The sequence below is a fragment of the Collinsella sp. AF05-9 genome, from assembly GCF_003465595.1.
GTDB lineage: Bacteria > Actinomycetota > Coriobacteriia > Coriobacteriales > Coriobacteriaceae > Collinsella.
The window spans coordinates 27,869-44,951 of record NZ_QSBB01000016.1 but is presented as its reverse complement, the minus strand read 5'-3'; the positions used below and the strand labels follow the sequence as shown (position 1 = coordinate 44,951).

The 17,083-nt window shown below is 56.5% G+C and carries 13 protein-coding genes and 2 tRNA genes; 2 read left to right on the top strand and 13 right to left on the bottom strand.

Annotated features, from left to right (window positions below):
* Positions 1-635 precede the first annotated feature (635 nt).
* The 11 genes from DWV43_RS06240 to DWV43_RS06190 form a co-directional block, all read right to left on the bottom strand.
* Positions 636-1,433, bottom strand: a complete 798-nt coding sequence (locus tag DWV43_RS06240) for a TraX family protein (RefSeq protein WP_117630005.1) — start codon at positions 1,431-1,433, stop codon at positions 636-638.
* A 194-nt stretch (positions 1,434-1,627) separates the two neighbouring features.
* Positions 1,628-1,703 (bottom strand) — tRNA-Lys (locus tag DWV43_RS06235).
* Between the two features lie 28 nt (positions 1,704-1,731).
* The gene (locus DWV43_RS06230) at positions 1,732-3,012 is read right to left on the bottom strand and encodes an aminopeptidase (protein ID WP_117630004.1); all 1,281 of its coding nucleotides are present in this window, start codon (positions 3,010-3,012) and stop codon (positions 1,732-1,734) included.
* Positions 3,013-3,101: 89 nt separating this feature from the next.
* The gene (locus DWV43_RS06225; RefSeq protein ID WP_117817379.1) at positions 3,102-3,677 is read right to left on the bottom strand and encodes a hypothetical protein; all 576 of its coding nucleotides are present in this window, start codon (positions 3,675-3,677) and stop codon (positions 3,102-3,104) included.
* Positions 3,678-4,556, bottom strand: a complete 879-nt coding sequence (locus DWV43_RS06220) for a phosphoribosylaminoimidazolesuccinocarboxamide synthase (RefSeq protein WP_117563999.1) — start codon at positions 4,554-4,556, stop codon at positions 3,678-3,680. It lies immediately after the preceding gene.
* A 118-nt stretch (positions 4,557-4,674) separates the two neighbouring features.
* The gene (locus DWV43_RS06215; protein ID WP_117817381.1) at positions 4,675-6,240 is read right to left on the bottom strand and encodes a cell wall metabolism sensor histidine kinase WalK; all 1,566 of its coding nucleotides are present in this window, start codon (positions 6,238-6,240) and stop codon (positions 4,675-4,677) included.
* 11 nt (positions 6,241-6,251) lie between these two features.
* Complete coding sequence (locus tag DWV43_RS06210) at positions 6,252-6,974, bottom strand: response regulator transcription factor (RefSeq protein WP_006236208.1); 723 nt, start codon at positions 6,972-6,974, stop codon at positions 6,252-6,254.
* A gap of 153 nt (positions 6,975-7,127) precedes the next feature.
* Positions 7,128-8,339, bottom strand: a complete 1,212-nt coding sequence (locus DWV43_RS06205; RefSeq protein ID WP_117817383.1) for a hypothetical protein — start codon at positions 8,337-8,339, stop codon at positions 7,128-7,130.
* Entirely contained in the window at positions 8,339-8,602 is a 264-nt protein-coding gene (locus tag DWV43_RS06200; protein WP_089572560.1) for a TIGR03905 family TSCPD domain-containing protein, read from the bottom strand. Before DWV43_RS06200 ends, DWV43_RS06205 begins: the two co-directional genes overlap by 1 nt.
* Positions 8,603-8,715: 113 nt before the next feature.
* Entirely contained in the window at positions 8,716-10,515 is a 1,800-nt protein-coding gene (locus DWV43_RS06195; protein WP_117817385.1) for a GGDEF domain-containing protein, read from the bottom strand.
* Positions 10,512-11,213 (bottom strand): ABC transporter substrate-binding protein, encoded by a 702-nt coding sequence (locus DWV43_RS06190; protein ID WP_158569839.1) that lies wholly within the window; start codon positions 11,211-11,213, stop codon positions 10,512-10,514. Before DWV43_RS06190 ends, DWV43_RS06195 begins: the two co-directional genes overlap by 4 nt.
* An 88-nt stretch (positions 11,214-11,301) precedes the next feature.
* Between DWV43_RS06190 and DWV43_RS10185 the strand changes: the two genes are divergently transcribed.
* Entirely contained in the window at positions 11,302-11,487 is a 186-nt protein-coding gene (locus DWV43_RS10185) for a hypothetical protein (RefSeq protein WP_158569838.1), read from the top strand.
* A gap of 2 nt (positions 11,488-11,489) precedes the next feature.
* On the opposite strand, the gene purB is transcribed toward DWV43_RS10185, so the two are convergent.
* Positions 11,490-12,836: an adenylosuccinate lyase gene (gene purB / locus DWV43_RS06185; RefSeq protein ID WP_117817388.1), complete on the bottom strand. Its 1,347-nt coding sequence runs from the start codon at positions 12,834-12,836 to the stop codon at positions 11,490-11,492.
* A 424-nt stretch (positions 12,837-13,260) separates the two neighbouring features.
* Positions 13,261-13,335: transfer RNA gene (locus DWV43_RS06180), tRNA-Gly, on the bottom strand.
* A gap of 297 nt (positions 13,336-13,632) precedes the next feature.
* Here DWV43_RS06180 and DWV43_RS06175 point away from each other — a divergent pair.
* A complete protein-coding gene (locus tag DWV43_RS06175) occupies positions 13,633-17,064 on the top strand; it encodes a SpaA isopeptide-forming pilin-related protein (RefSeq protein ID WP_117817390.1) in 3,432 nt (1,143 codons plus the stop codon).
* Positions 17,065-17,083 lie beyond the last annotated feature (19 nt).

Sequence of the window (17,083 nt, the reverse complement as noted above, 5' to 3'; positions counted from 1 at the left end):
CGCGCGGCAAGGAGATATATTGCCAGACCGGAGGGGCGCCGGGGACGGGAATCCAGCACTCCATATTTTGTTCACAAATGAATAGAACCCTCAGTTGCTTCACTGAGGCCGTATTCGAAGCAAGAGCTTCTGATATTGGCGATGACCAGCTGGTTTATAGGTGTTAAGGCATCGGTCATCTCTGGAGCGCCACTTTACTCCAAAAGCATCACCTATTTGTTTCCCGTCGGTAAAAGGCAGGTTTTGTTCGCCAAGCGTTCTTATATATAGACAAGTTCGGGTTCGAGCCCGTGCACCGGCAACAAAAATGCGACCAGCCGGAGCCGATCGCCTTCTGTTCTTTGCTGGAGCATCCAGAGGGTGCTTCCGAACTCATTTTCTCGCTGCCATTCATGCTTTCGAAGCATCGTTCGACCTCCGCAGCCTCATGTTTTGAGGATCTGCCGTGTTTATCACTGTTATTAATGAGTGTGTGGAAGTGATCCTCATGCAGATACGTGCGATTCGCCAGAGAACTGAGAAGCATCTTTCTGCAGCCCTCGTTGCCTATCCTCGCACCTCTCAGGTCTTCCGGAAATTCACAAGCAGTCTTAGGGTCAATTTGTTTCTGCTTTCAGAGACTTGTTTGAGAGTTTTTAAAGACAGTTCAAAACAATAAGTGAGACGCCATAAAGCAGAGCAAGATGTGCCGGATAGAAAATGTAGAAGAAATATTTGAGCTTCAGCCCTCGCTTGCCATTATAAAGATTGATAAGCAGCAACGAAACGACCGCGGCAGCAGCATCAGGATTAAGTACATTAGCTGTAGCAAACTCGAATCCGCCGCCAACTATATGGCATGACGAAAGGAGCACTGCGCACACTGCAGCAAAGAACATCTTGGCCTTGCTGTCGTGGAATAAATAGAATGCAGCCACAAGCAGAATGCCGTACACACCGCCATCCAGTTTAGTGTATTCAGCTGCCAGTGCTGTCAAAACAATCAGAGCAGTTTCTGCGATGTACCTTTTCCATTTTGAAAGACTTTGTATCTTTTCCAGAATAATCAAAAAGACCAAGGAAAGCAGGAGCTCACACATAACATTTTGTTGCCGAAGGTCAAATAGTTGCCCGGTTTGAACGAAATCGTATATGGGCTCCGTAATGATTGCGAAGACAAGCATATTTCGCAGGTACTTCTTTATGTCATGAGTATGCAAAAATCCCTCAACTATCAAAAAGCAAAATAAGGGAAATGCAATTCTGCCAAGAACATGAAGCACATCCGAAGCTTGGCTTAGAATCGCCCACTGTTCGTCTGATATCTGACTGTACGATGCGTGAGTCATGATTCCATTGGTCAGGACGATTCTGCTCACATGATCGAGAACCATCGAAATGGCTGCTATTATCTTTAATGTGCTGCCGCTAATTCCATATCTATCTGTTTTCATTTTGTTTTCCTTTCTTTGGGTGGGCCGTCAGGGGTTCAGCCTGCTCCGCAGGCGGCCGCTGCGGCGCTTTCGCGCCTTGCGCGCTGCGCTGGCAAACGCTCTCGCGTTTACTCAGCTCCGCGCCCCGACGGGTTCGAACCCGTGTACCGGCAACAAAAAAGCGGCCGGCATCCGCCAGTCGCTTTTCTTTTCTATGGTGGGCCGTCAGGGGTTCGAACCCTGGACCTTGGGATTAAAAGTCCCCTGCTCTGCCAGCTGAGCTAACGGCCCGCGGGTGGCATTGTACCACGGTCTGGGACTATTCCCAACTCCATTGGCCGTTCTGGAAAATCACAACTTCACGTCCATCAGGCGTAATGCCCGTAATATCGATGTCGTCCGTGCCGATCATAAAGTCGACATGCGTGCTCGAGACGTTAACGCCATGCTCCAGGAGCTCCTCCTTGGACATGTCATACCCGCCCTCGATGCACTCGGGGAAGCCGACACCCAGCGCAAGGTGGCAGCTGGCGTTCTCGTCATAGAGCGTATCGTAGAACAGAACGCCACTTTCGCGGATCGGCGTGTTCTTGGAGATGAGCGCGACCTCACCCAAACGAGCGGCACCTTCGTCGGTGTCAATGATGCTCGCAAGCGTCGCCTTGCCCACGCGGGCGTCGTAGTCCACCACACGGCCGCCCTCGAACTTAATCCAAAAATCGTCGACCTTGTTACCGTGGTGGATGAGCGGCATGGCCGAGTAGACGATTCCGTCAGCGCGCATGCGATCAGGCGAGGTAAAAACCTCCTCGGTGGGGATGTTGGGGAAGAAGGGGTGGCCATCGGGCGTCTTGCCCTTGCCGCCGGCCCACTCGTGACCCTTCGTCATGCCAATCGTCAGATCGGTTCCATTTTCCGCGATGTAATGCAGGCGGTCAAAACGATTGTCGTTCAGGAAACGCAGGTTCTTTTCGAACGCCGCGTCATGAAGCTCCCAGTCGCTCTCCGGGTCCTGGCCATCGGCACGAGCGGTGTGCAGAATCGCATTCCACAGCTTATAGATTGCAACCTCATCGGTGTCTCCCGGGAACACCTCGTGCGCCCAAGCCACGACCGGAGCGCCGGCGATGCACCACGGGTTGATGTTGTAGTCCAGTCCACGGCGGAAGACCTTGCACTGCGTGTTCCTTGCCTTGGAAGCCGCGGCGGGCTTGGCGGGATCGATACCCTTGAGAGCTGCAGGGTCCGCGCCCTCGATAAAGATAAAGCAGGCGCCATCTTGGGCCAGGGAATCCAGCTGCAGGCGCTTCCACTCGGGCGTCTGCTCAAAATAGCTTTTATCGACATGCTCGTACGTGAGCCTCGTCACGGCATCATCGGCCCAAATGACCGTCACGTGGCCAGCGCCGGCGTCATAAGCCTCCGCGACCACCACGCGGGCAAAAGGCGCGCACTCGACCGGAGACTGAACGACAACCTCCTGGCCGGGCTTGACGTTTACGCCCTTGCGGACAACCAGACGCGCATAGTTTTTAATCTTGGGCTCCAGGGCCTTCATGCCCTCCAGAGCTTCTTCGACCGTCAGGGCAGCTCGAATCATGTGCCACTCCATCTATCTATAGAACAGTAAAAAGACGCGCCGCAAAAACGACGCGCCTTATATCTTAGCGATAAGTATGGATACAAGCGCTACTTCTTCTTGGAGGCCTTCGTGTCCTCCTCGGCAGCCGCGCGCTCAATAAGAGCGTTGAGCTTGTTCTCGGACATGCCCTCGGCCTGCGTGCGGTACATGTTGCGCAGGGGACGAATACGAACGAAGTCGTAGATGAAGTCACCCAAAATGACGACGTAGGACAAAACAATGCCGACCATCTGGACAGGGCTGGACACCATGCCAGCGGGAGCGAAGTACAGCGAAGCCCAAATGGCCACGACGAGCACCATGCCGATAGTGAGCACGGCCCACCAGATGCGGCGGCGCTTGGTGTAGTCCTCATCCTGCTTGAGAAGGATATTCGACACCGTGTAGATGCGATCCTCCTTGGCGCGCTGCTTAGCCTTGCGGGCGCGCTTCTCCTCTTTAGAGAGGCCCTCGAGGTTCTCGCCCTTCTCGAGCTCTTTGCGGCGTGCCTTAGACGAAGCCGGCACGACGCGGACAGAGCTCGCTGCCTGACGGGCGGGCTTGGCGGATGCAGCGGACTTGCGCGCAACCCCGGTAACCTCGTGGGATTGCGTGCGCTTGTTCGTGGCGCTACGGGTACTCACTTATGCGTTCTCCTTCATGCTTGTGAACTGGGAGCCCGTGATGATCTGGAAGGCCTCGCGATAGCGCTCGGACGTGCCATCGATGACCTCGGCGGGCAGATGCGGGGTCTCCCCCGTCATATCCCAGTTGGCTTTGAGCCAATTGCGGACGAATTGCTTGTCGTAGCTGGGCTGAATCTTGCCCTCCTCGTAGCTGGCGGCAGGCCAGAAACGGCTGGAGTCGGGCGTGAGGCACTCGTCGATCAGCGTAACCTTGCCATCGATGACACCGAACTCGAACTTGGTGTCGGCAATGATGATGCCACGGGTCGCTGCATACTCGGCGGCAGCCTTGTAGATCTTGAGGGAAAGGTCGCGAATCTGCGTGGCGATGTCCTCGCCCACGATCTCGCAGCAACGCTCGAACGAGATGTTCTCGTCGTGGTCACCGATCTCGGCCTTCGTGGACGGCGTGAACAGCGGCTCGGGAAGCTTGGAAGCCTCGGTCAGGCCCTCAGGCAGCTGGATGCCGCAGACGGTGCCGTTCTCGTCGTAGGTCTTCTTGCCCGAACCGGTCAGATAGCCGCGGACGATACACTCGATAGGAATCGTCTGGGCCTTCTTAACCAGCATGGCGCGGCCGGCGAGGTAGTCACGATACTCAGCAAACTCCTCGGGGAAATCCGCCGGGTCGATGGAAACGAGGTGGTTGGGAACGATGCCGGCAAACTTATCGAACCAGAATGCCGAGATGCGGTTGAGCACCTCTCCCTTAAACGGAATCTCGTCGGGAAGAATGAAGTCGAACGCAGAAATGCGGTCGGTGGCGACCATCAGCAGGTTTTCACCGGCATCGTAGATATCACGAACCTTGCCACGGGAATCCGGACGACGCTCCATCGTTGTCACGTGAGTCACTCCTTACCAAAATACGACAGTAATGCGGGTTCTTTCCCGCACGTTTTCGCAAACTCGGAGCGGCAGGGACGAAACCCCTCCTTCACCGAATAGCGAAAAGCTAGTGCTCCATTGTAGTAGATGCCGCGTCCGCCGTGTGCTCGCGAGGCAGATGAATCGTAAAAGTCGTACCCTTTCCAAGCTCCGACTCCACGGATATGTAGCCGTGATGGCGCTCGACGATCTGTTTAGTCACGGCGAGGCCCACGCCCAGACCGCCCGCCTCACGGGCACGGCTGGCATCGGCGCGCCAAAAACGGCCGAAGATGCGCGACAAGTCATCCTTGGCAATACCGATGCCGGTATCAGAAACGGCAATGCTGACGTGTTTGCGGTCACTGAGCACCGACACCACGACCCAACCGCCCTCGGGGGTGTAGCGCATGGCGTTGCTCATGAGATTGATGACGCATTGTGTGATCATGTCGGGATCGGCTTCGACGACATCGTCGTGACCTTGGGTCTCGTCAGCAAAGCGCAAGCGCAGATCGCGGTCGACAAACAGGCGCTCCTGGGCATTGACGATGGAACGCACGAAAGGAACCATGTCCACCGGCTCAAGGTTGAGCGGAGCCGTGCTGTTTTCCATGCGCGACAGGTCGAGCATCTGCTGCACCAGACGAGCCAGGCGACGCGTCTCGGAAGCAACAGTCTCCAAGTGCTCATCGTCGGTAGGATATACGCCATCCTGCATGGCCTCGACCGTTGCGAGCATGGCCATAAGCGGAGTACGAAGTTCGTGAGCCACGTCCGAGGTCAAACGTTTCTCGTGTTTCATATCCTTCTCGAGCGAAGTGGCCATCTCATCGAACGTCTCGCCCAGTTGATCGATCTCGTCATCGCCGCGCAAGCCCGTACGAGCAGACAGATCGCCATCGCGAATTTGCTTGGCCGTGCTGGTAATACGGTGAATCGGCTTGGTGAGCATGCGCGACACGAGTGGTCCGATAACGACCGAAATGCAAACTGCAACAACCGCAGCAAGGGCCATAGCGTTAAAGGTCTTCTCCCTAAACGCAGAATCTGCCTTGGTGAGCAAGGCATCGGAGCCGATGGCCCACAGCTTTACTTGTCCGACATGCTCGCCGGAAGACGTTATGATTTCGACGTTTGCAACGCTATCGGAGCCGGTGGGAGCCGACGAGACCGGACTATGCGATGCTTTTTTCCCGCTCGAGCTGCTCGACGGCGATTCGTTCTCGCGCACATCGGCGGTCGCGCTTGCCGAAGGCCATGAGTCGTCATAAACGACAACGCCTTTCTTGTTGACGACCTGCATACCCAAATCGTCGGACACCAAACTCGATGTCGCGACCGTACGTAGCTCGCCCGCAGTCCAATTGCCGTTTTCCTCATACGACGTCGCAAGCTTTTCGGCAGCGGAATTTGCGATTTCGACGATATTGGAGCGCGTGTAATCCGAAAAGACCGTGCCCCACACAACAGAGACCACGCCCACCAGCACCAATACCGTCATGAGCGATGTCAGAGCAAAAGCAAGTGCCATGCGCGAGGGATAGCTCATCGTTGGCCGTGAATCGGAGCGAGGCGTGTTCCAACTAGCCTTGGAACCCGCCTCGCTCTCCTGCTTGTGCTTTTGTCCGATTTCAAAGCGCGCAGGTGTCATATGTGATTTCCCTATTTCTCGTCCGACTTATCGGTCTTGGCCGGAGCCTCGAAGCGATAGCCGACACCGTGGACGGTGTAGAGCCACTTGGGCTTCTTGGGATCATCGCCCAGCTTGGCGCGAAGGTTCTTCACGTGGCTATCGATGGTGCGCTCATAGCCCTCAAAGTCGTAGCCGAGCACCTTCTCGACCAGCTCCATGCGGTTGTAGACGCGACCGGGGTGACGGGCAAGCGTGGTGAGCAGCTTAAACTCGGAAGCCGTCAGGTCGACTTCCTTGCCCTCGACCAAAATCTTGTGGCCCGAGATATCGATGACCAGATCGCCGAAGTCGAGTACCTCGACGGCTGGCTCGTCGGCCTGATGGGCACGGCGGAACAGAGCGCGAACGCGCGCGACAAGCTCGCGCGGCGAGAACGGCTTAATCAGATAGTCGTCGGCGCCGAGCTCAAGACCGATAATACGGTCCTCGATCTCGCCCTTGGCAGTCAGCATGATGATGGGGACATCCGAGGTATCGCGAATGGTGCGGCAAACGCGCTCGCCGGGGATCTTGGGGAGCATAAGGTCGAGCACGACCAGGTCAAACTGATGCTTCTCGAACTCCTCGATCGCGGACTGGCCGTCGCCGACACCCACAACCCAGTAGCCTTCGCGCTCGAGATAGGCAGCGACGGCGTCACGGATTGCCTTCTCATCCTCGACCAGCAGAATCTTTTTTGCATCTGAAGCCATAACACGGCCCCCCTGTCTCAATCAGCTAAGAACAAGCCCATTTTAACGCACCTGAGCCCGCCGGATGCCACTATGACGCGGCAGCTCGGCGGGCGGTACTCACAATTACAACGCGTTTATTCCCCTGTTGGCGCCTTTTTAACCCCTCTAAGCTTAAAGAGAGAATAGGCGTGCGGTGACCGTCTCGGGTATACCCTGGCTGTTGCGCACCGTGGCGTACGTAAGGAATGAGTCCGATTTTCCCGCCGTAGCTGGATAATCGCCATATTCCAAAGCGCGGTCGGGCGACAGTAGCGAGCCATAGGTCTTGGCAGAAGTGTCGATGAGAAAATGCGATGACTGTACCTTAACGAGATATTTATTCTTCTTGCCGGCAGCACATGCGAGCGGCTCGCGGGACAGGAAGAGGTACGGCCCTCCCTCATTACCGATATACGTGCCCATGTTGCCCAGGCTGCCCACGCCACTATAGGTCGCCTCGATAGAAAACACGAAGGTATCGCCCATATATACGGCCTCGAAAGGCGAGACTGACGAGGGAAGGACTAGCTGGGCACGTTTGGTGTTGTTGTCATCGGTCAGATCGATTGCCGTTATGCCGTAGTAGACGCCCTCGTCGTTGCGGACACGCGGCGAGATGGTCAAAATGCCGTCGCTCACGCGCGGGGCCGACGCAAAGCGGCCCGTCGATTTCCAAATTGTCTCGGCCTTGGATTCATCAAGCGAGCGACGATAGCAAAACGAATCCCTACTCGTTTTATTGCCGCCTGCCGAAGGCATTTTATACCAGATGGCTGATGACCCGAACGCCGTAAACAGCGGCGGATCGTAGTCCTTGCCACCTCGATCGAGCTCAACCACGTCGCCAGAGAGCGAAGCGCCCGACAGATTTTGAGCGTAGAGCTTCCACGATGAACTGGCAAAGTTCATCTCAACCCACGCAAACACGCCGTCGCCGGCACGGACATCGTAAAAAGCATATCCCGTGCCCTCGATAGGATTCTCAATTAATGTGGTAAGCGAGCCATCGCCCAGGTTGAGCACACCGAGTGTGTTGGCGTGCAGTGCCGATGCGGGCGCCATCATTGCCGCAGCATAGTCACCATCGCAGTAGTACAGCAACGTGCCCGGCGGCAGCGTCCACGATGCCGCCGGCTCAAGATCGATGTCAACTGCCTCGTACTCATCAGTAATCGAGACAATCTTCGAATCGTCCTTGATAACCTGCGGCTCGCCAGCGGCATCATCACTGGTGCCTGTTTTTTTCGAACATCCGGCAAGCACCGTGGCAGCGCTCGCGGCAGCTCCACCGAGCACAAAGCCGCGGCGCGATATTCCGTTCTTGATGTGGTCGGCGATACCCATTAGGCGATCTCGGCGCGAGCGGCCTCGATAGCGCGCGTAAGCTGATCAGCGCAAGAGGTCTTCTTCATGCCGCAGGTATTGCCGGCAAGAACCTCGATCACACGGTCGGCAGGAGCGCCCTCGACCAGTTTGGAGATGGCCTTGAGGTTGCCATCGCAGCCGCCGGTAAACTCAACGCCCAGCACCTTGCTGCCATCGTCAGAGAGATTGAGGTGAATATTGCGAGAGCATACACCCTGCGGCTTGTAGTCAAAACTAATCATTGAGATCCCCTCTCAGAAAGAAATTTCAGACGTCTATTATCCCCGCCTGGGCCGACTTATTATCGCAAGCACCGATTCAACATCCTACGATGCATGGACTCGTGGGGGCAAGATTAGCAGTCCGCACCCTGTGCGTGGACCGTGCGCTTCTCCCGATACATATTGTGGTCGGCGACACGATATACATCCGCCAGCGTATTTCCAGCCGTCTCGACGGTCGCCACGCCAATCGATGCGCTGACCGTCAGGGCCTCATCGCTTACCGCGGCAAGACCGAGACGAAGATCCTGTTCCAGCCCGAGCGCAGACTCATTGTCAGTATGGGGGCAAACCAGCAAAAACTCGTCGCCGCCAAGGCGCATCGGCAGATAATCCGCACCAGCCACCCGCCGCAGCACGGACGCCGTCCGTCGCAGCAGTTCATCCCCCATCTCGTGACCATAGATGTCGTTGGTCCGCTTGAGATAATTGCAGTCCAACATAATCACACTCACGGGCAAGCCCTCGTTTACCAGGCTATCTCCGCGCGATTCAAGATAGTTACGGTTGCGAAGCCCCGTCAGTTTATCTTGGTATGACAGCTCCTCGGCATGCTTGACCATCGATATGTTGTGCGTCGCCACGACGACCGACTCCAGCCGGCCTTGCTCATCGCGATGCTGGGGGACAACCTGTAGCGAGTACCAAGCACCTCGACAATCTCGCACCTCGGCAGCCAAGCACGGTACGCCCTCCATACGTTCACGGAGCGTACTTATATCTACGAGTCCCACAACCGCTTCGCGGCTTTCGGGGCTCACGATATCCCGGCAGACCGTGTCCATAAAGTCATATGCCTCGCTGTGCTCGGCAAATATCTTCGCTATCGCCGGCGACATATTGATTCCCTCGATCTCGAGGGTGTCGAGATGCAAAAGGAAGGTCGAATCGTAGATGGAGCTTATGGCATTGATAATGCCGAGCTGTTTATCCTTTTCGACCAAATTGCGGTGGTCAACGATATTTCGAGCCAACAGCACCACGACCCAAAACGCAAGGCTCACCAAGACGCCAGCGGCGACAAATGTAATCCTGCCAGACATGACCTCAGATTTGGGATACAGCGCAAACAGGCGGTAGTCCTTATACGCCGCACGCACGGCATACCAGGTAGCCCCCCGATATTCGACACGTGTTAGACCTTCGTCTTTCCAGTCAATTCCACTATCGACGAGAAGTCGAGCAAGGGTTATATCGACGGTCGAATCGTTTGAGGAAACAATTTGCACACCACGCATCACAAGCACCGTTGGACCCTGATGGAACGTATTGTTCACGAGCACGTCGGCAATCATGTATGAATAATCATCGGCGGGCTCAGACGCAAGCGATTGATACCCCAACGCCACCCCACCACCGTACGGAATGGCACTCACGGCAAAATCGACGCCGCGACGCTCTACGACGGTCGAGTAGGACACTTTGGAGCCTCGATACATCGATGCGACCGACGAACAGGCCAGCTCCTCTCGCCACAGCATCAGCGGATCGCGACCGTCGACATCGTAATGAGCGACCATATGGCCGTCGGCGTCCATGACCAGCATTCCCGAAAGGTGCTCGTTGTGGACATACTCCTCGACCAGTGCATCGTTAATTTCGACGCGGTCAGACGGCAAGAACGTCGCGAACGACTCGACCGCAGCATCCAAATTGTGCGTCGCCTCGGTTTTTCTTCCCTGCTCATATCGGTCATATTTTTCGCAGGCGGCCTGTAAAAACACCATGGCTTCCCGGCCAAACCCAAGCGTCTTATCGAGGCAGCGATGCGTGCCGACCGTATACAGCAGGCCCAACAAGACAATGCTGGTCACAACGGCGACAGCCGCGGTAACTAAATGCTTTCGATGCAAGCGGCGCTCATCATTTGTCATGATTCCGCTCCTTGCCTGCCTGTCGTCGCCCCTGCCTTGTAACTGTCCACAATGCGCTCAATCGTGCCATCTCGGTCCATGTCGAACAGCACGGTATTGAGGTTTTTGACGTACTCCCCCTCATAGCTGTTCTCAAACGCAACGCCCAGGTCAACTGTCATAACGTTGTCGGCAAACACGCGATAAACACCGGGATACTGCGCGACAAGCCGGTCGAGCGATTGAACGTCCGCCATCCAACAGTCAACATAACCTTTGACCAGGGCAGCTTTGCAGAGTTCGGCAGAACCATACGATTTGATTTGCACATCCGGCGAGATCCCTAGGTCCCCGGCAAGCAATCGGCGTTCACTCACCGAACCCGCAATCACCGCAATGGTCTTGCTTCCGTCGAGAGACGCCAAACCCTTGATACCACTCGTTTTCTTGGCGGCAACCGAGACTGTCACGGTCAGATACGGCTCAGTCCAGTAATAATCGTCTTCGCGATAATTGGGCGAATAGTCGCACCACAGACAATCGATATCGCCGTTTTTGAGCAGGCGATCGCGATCATTCCAAGATATGTCAACAAATTGCGGTTTGACTCCAGCACGCTTGCAGGCCTCGCGGGCGATATCGATATCGATACCGGCGTAGTCGCCTGTGGTATCGACATACACATAGGGATCGTTATCCGTAACGCCGATTTTGAGCACCGGGAGATCCTTGTCGGCTTCACTCGAGGAGGAAGAACTGCTTCGAACGGTATACGTCAGGGCGCCCGCACAGACGGCAACAAGGAGTATGAGCGTAAACGAGACGATGGTGGCCCGCTTGATGCGTCTGGGCACGTGCCCCCTTTCATCGAAACAGCAGTCGGAGTTCATTTTATTACCCGGGCGCATATGCGACAGTAAAAAAAGCGCCTCGCCCAAGACGGGCAAGGCGCCAAAGGTTGAAATGCATCCGCAAGCGGTCGAATTAGGTTAACCCTACTCGAAGCTCAGCTGCTCCAGGCGATCGAAGACCGTATCGATGCGGGTGAGGAAGTCCCACGGATCAAAAATCTCGTCGAGCTTCTCCTGGCTGACGGTGCAGCGCGAATCGACCTCGAGACGCTCCTTAAAGGTGGGGCCAGAGACACAATCCTGCACCTCGTGCCAGGTGGCCATGGCGTTCTCCTGCACAATGGCGTACGCATCCTCGCGGGTGATACCCGTATCGACGAGGGCAAGCAGGACCTTGGAGGAGAAGATGAGGCCGCGGGTCTTGTTGAGATTGGCCATCATGCGGGCCGGATACAGCTGCAGGCCGTCGATAACGCGAATGAGGCACTGGAACATATGGTCAAGCGCGATGAAGCTATCGGCCTGGGCGACACGCTCGGCGGAAGAGTGCGAAATGTCGCGCTCGTGCCACAGGGCGACGTTGTCGAAGGCGACCTGGGCGTTGGACTTCACGACGCGCGACAGACCGCAGACCTTCTCCATGGTGATGGGGTTGCGCTTGTGCGGCATGGCGGAGCTGCCCTTTTGGCCCTTGCGGAAGGGCTCCTCGGCCTCGAGTGTATCGGTCTTCTGCAGGTTGCGGACCTCGGTCGCGATGCGCTCGCAGGTGGCCGCTGTAGTGGCAAGCACGCCGGCAAGATAGGCGTGGTGATCGCGGCTGATGACCTGCGTGGACAGCGGGTCGTGAACCAGACCCAGGTGCTCACAGACGTACTCCTCGACGAACGGCTCGATGGAGCTGTAGGTGCCGACGGCACCGGAGATGGCACCGAAGGCAACGTTCTTGCGAGCATCCTCAAGACGATCAAGGTCGCGCTTGAGTTCCCATGCCCAAGAGCCAAACTTCATGCCGAAGGTCATCGGCTCGGCATGGATGCCATGGGTGCGTCCGGCGCAGAGCGTATTGCGCTCCTCGAAGGCGCGGCGCTTGCAGATCACGCCGAGCTTCTTGACGTCCTCGATAATCAGGTCACACGCCTGAGTAAGCTGATAGCACAGAGCAGTATCACCCAGGTCGGAGCTGGTCATACCGTAGTGAACCCAGCGACTAGGTTTGGGCTCGCCCTCGGGAACATCGGCGTCGATATATTCCTTCATGTTGGTCAGGAAGGCGATGACATCGTGGCGCGTGACCTCCTCGATCTCATCGACCTTCGCCTTCTCAAAGTTGGCATGGTCGCGGATCCACTGGGCTTCGTCTTTAGAAATGCCGATCTTGCCGAGCTCCGCCTGGGCCTCGCAGGCCAGAACCTCGATCTCCTGCCAAATGGCATACTTGTTCTCGAGGGAGAAGATATGTCCCATCTCCGGGCGGGTATAGCGATCGATCATAGCGGCTCCTTTTTGGTTATTGGCACGTTGGTCGTAACTTAACCATTGTACCGTGCGCGGGTGCGAGTATGGGCAGCAGGCATTAACCTAACATTTTGGAATTGGAGCGGGCATGGGGACATCCGCGTATTTGCTTCGCAAATCCGCACCGGCTGCGGTCGATCTCCTCGGATTCACGGAGACGATGGGGAAGACTTTGTTGAATTGGCCGCCCCAAAGTCTCCCGCGCTCGATGGAGCGGGCAACGGGACGTCCGCGTATTTGCTTCGCAAATCCGCACCGGCTTCAGGCGCCTGCCGGCGCCTTCGCCTGCTCGCTACAAACGCTTCGCGTTTGTTTTACGCTCGCACCCTGGCGGGTTCGAGTCCCGGCGCTTTATTGAAAAAAGCACGGCACCGGAACGGTGTCGTGCTTTTACTTTTTCTGGAGCGGGCAACGGGACTCGAACCCGCGAGTGTCAGCTTGGGAAGCTGATGCCTTACCACTTGGCGATGCCCGCTTGTGTGTTGGCTAGTATAACGCGGTTGTCTTGTTCGATACAAGGGTGGCGATGCTTGTTTTAGCTGTGGAGATTCGTTTGAAAATCGCGTCAATTGTGGAGACGAGGACCTTTGACTTCCTGTTCACCTTATCTTCTACCTGCGCTTTTGCTTGATTGTTGTATTTGAGCTCAATTTGTCAGGAATTGGGCAAGCTTTTGGTCAGGCTCCGGTACTTACCCGCATGAACCTCGGGGGTAGCCTCATCCTACGCGTCGCAGCCTCCCCGTGCGGCGCACGAGGGATAAGGAGCAGCCATGTCCAACGCACCCACGCACTCTGTCCACAGCGCAATCGCAACAGGTCCGCTGCTCCTGCTCCTCTTCCTGCTTTTCGGCTGCCTGGCACCGGGAGCCGCATTTGCCGTCGATGGCTACGACCAGCTCGGCTTCCGCACTATCAGCGATGATTGTGGGCCCTTCTTTATCGGCAAGTATGAAGCTCAAGACGCCTCGATTGCCTACTGCATGAACCAGGAGCGTCCCGGCCCCACCAAGCCGGGCGGCCCATGGCTCAACTTTGATCAAGGCTGGGTGTGGCTCGACGACGAGTTCGCAGCAATCGTTTGTCACGGATATCCTACCGCCACGTCGTTTGGCGGTTACCATCTTTCACCCGATCGCGCCCGCGCCGCCACCCAGCTTGCCGTATGGATGCTCAACGGCACTACCCATGTCGACGGCACCTACTCCTACACGACCGCTCAGGGCAAAACCAAGAGCGGGCACTTTACCGCCGACGATGAAGTCGTGGCGGCTGCGCGGTGGCTCCACGACAGCGCAAAATCAGGAAGCATCAAAGCCGCTCCGCACCGCGCGCGACGCTATCTAGGAACCGTATCGGGCGGCAGCAGACGTCAAGACATGCTCTATGTACTGCCGGCGGTCTCTGTTTCCTTCCAAAAGCAGTCTGCGAACACTGTTATTACCAGCGGAAACAATACCTATCAGTTTACCGGGGCAACATTCGATGTTTTTGAGAGCGCCAGCGGCGCGCGTGTCGGCACCATCCAGATGGACGGCAACGGTCAAGCGCAGGCAGCACTTCTGCCCAACACGGCATACTACCTAGTTGAGACAACAGCGCCAGCTGGTTATATCCCCCTGCACGATCGCATTGCCTTTACCACGACGGATAACGGCGGATACGTCACCATTGATGAACAACCCGGCACCATTACCTTGCGCATTGTAAAGCTCGACGCCGCAACGAATGCAGGCCCCCAAGTTGGGGCTTCGCTCGCAGGAGCAGAATTCGTGTGCGTATCGCAATCAACCCCTGGATGGACACAAACTCTCAGGACCGATGAAAGCGGTCGAGCTACCCTCACCGATGTCCCCCTGGGAACCTTTACCATCTATGAATCGAAGGCGCCCGAGGGCTATTTGCCCTCCGGTGACAGTTGGTCTTACACCGTTGGAGCCGACCAACTCGGCGATTCAGGCGTGGTCGAGATCGAATCTCGCGTTTCCGATATCCCCATTGCGTTTGACCTTGAGATTTCCAAATTCAAGGACTACGGCAATAGCGATCAATCCGGCCTGGAGCAGCCGGCAGGAGATGTTGTCTTTGAGGTTGTCAGTAACAGCTCTCAGCAGGTTGTTGGCACACTGACTACAAACATCTATGGCTTTGCCTCCACCAAAGACCAGCCCGAAGCATGGTTCGGCACAGGCAAGCGACCAGCCGGTGTCCACGGAGCCGTCCCATACGACCGCGCCGGCTACACGGTTCGTGAGGTTCCGGAAACCGTCCCCGAGGGTTTTAAACGTGCGGGGGAATGGACCGTCGAGGCCAATCAGATTTCCGACGGCGCCGAGCTTCAATATATCGTGGACAACCACGCTCTGTCGACGCATCTCCAGATTGTAAAACGCGATGCCCAAACAGGCGCTTCTGTTCCCCTAGCCGGATTCACCTTCCAACTCCTCGACAGCAATCACAAACCTGTCTCACAAACATGCTGGTATCCAGCACATAACGTAATGGACACCTTTACGACTGACGCGACCGGCACCGTCACACTGCCCGAATCGCTCGTGCCGGGCACCTATTATGTACGCGAAACCTCGGCCAAAGAGCCCTATCTTGTCGGCGGAGAGATCGAGGTAAACATACCCGCCGATATAAACCTAACGCCCGTTGCAATCGTCTCGTATTATGACCGCGCCGCGACCGGAAACATCAGGATCGTTAAAACCGATGCCGTAGACGGCAGCAGCCTCGCGGGCGCCATCTTTGAGATCCGTGCCTCAGGTGATATCGTGCGCCCCGACGGTAGCATTGCCGCGCTCGACGGTGAGACTGTCGCTACCGTCACGACGGATGAAACTGGAGAAGCACGCGCGGACGACCTCCCGCTGGGATCTGGCACCGCACGCTACGAGGTTGTCGAGACTCAAGCGCCGACCGGCTTCTTACTCGACCGGACGCACCATATCGTCGACCTTACCTATGCCGACCAGAAAACACCCGTTGTGGAAGCACGGCTTAACGTATCCGACGATTACACCAAGGTTGATATCTCCAAGGTCGATGCAAGCGGAGAGCAGGAAGTGAAAGGCGCACAGCTCACCTTATATGGTCCCGATAAAACCGAAATAGACTCCTGGACCTCATCCGACAAGCCGCACCGCATCGAACATCTTGCACCCGGCACCTACTCGTTGCGCGAAACGATGTCTCCGCGGACCTATGACCTTGCCGAGGAGATAACGTTTGAAATAAAGGATACGGGAGAAGTCCAATCCGTCGCGATGAAGGATGCGCCCATCGAGATCAAAGGACAGGTCGACAAGCGTCAGGAACTTGTCCAACCTATCGGGAAGGGTCTGTTGGCTAACGGCGATGGAAAAAACCGCGCCGCGATGCAAACCAATACGGACGGACTTTTCTCCTATACCATCGATGCTCGAAACGATTCCGCTACTTGGGTTGATGAGTTTACGATTACCGATGATCTTGAGTGCGCCAAAGACGGCACGGCGAGATTCGTCTCAATCGAAACCCCCGTCGCCATCGGCGACCTCAACGGTCTGTGCAACGTGTGGTATCGCACGATGCCGTTGGACTCGACAGACGTCGATGAGCCGGCAAACGCGACGCTTGACGATGGGCACGAAAATCCTTGGCTTGAGTCCGACGAAGTAAAAGAGAGTCTGGGTGAAGATTGCCGCCTCGTCGATTACGACGGCTGGCACCTCTGGAAGGCGGATGTCTCGACCACGGAATCCGCCACACTCGAGGCGAAAGAACTCGACCTTGCATCCAATACCGTCGTGACGGGCATTCGCATTGAATACGGTGCAGTAGCCGCCGACTTTACGACTCGAAGCGATGCGGATTCTTGGACCCGTGATGATCTCAAAGATGAGCACGACGACCTTGACGATGCCAGAGCAATCCTTGGCACAGATGCTCGGGGCGCAGTCGTGCACATGCAGGCAACGTCGGCTTATACACCCCAAACTGCACTCACCAACAGCGCACGCGTCGATCTTTGCCGCAACGGCGGCGGCGATAAACTTGAGTCACATGACGAGGACAGTGTCATTCAACGCTGTACCCTACCGCAGGACCTACCGGCAACAGGATCAGCCCCCATCGCCGCTTGCATCACCGCGCTCCTGACCTCGGGTGCCGCAGCCCTATGGTTCGCTCGCCTTAGGTCAATCCCAAAGAAGCGCTAGCGCGATGAAAAAGCGGGCG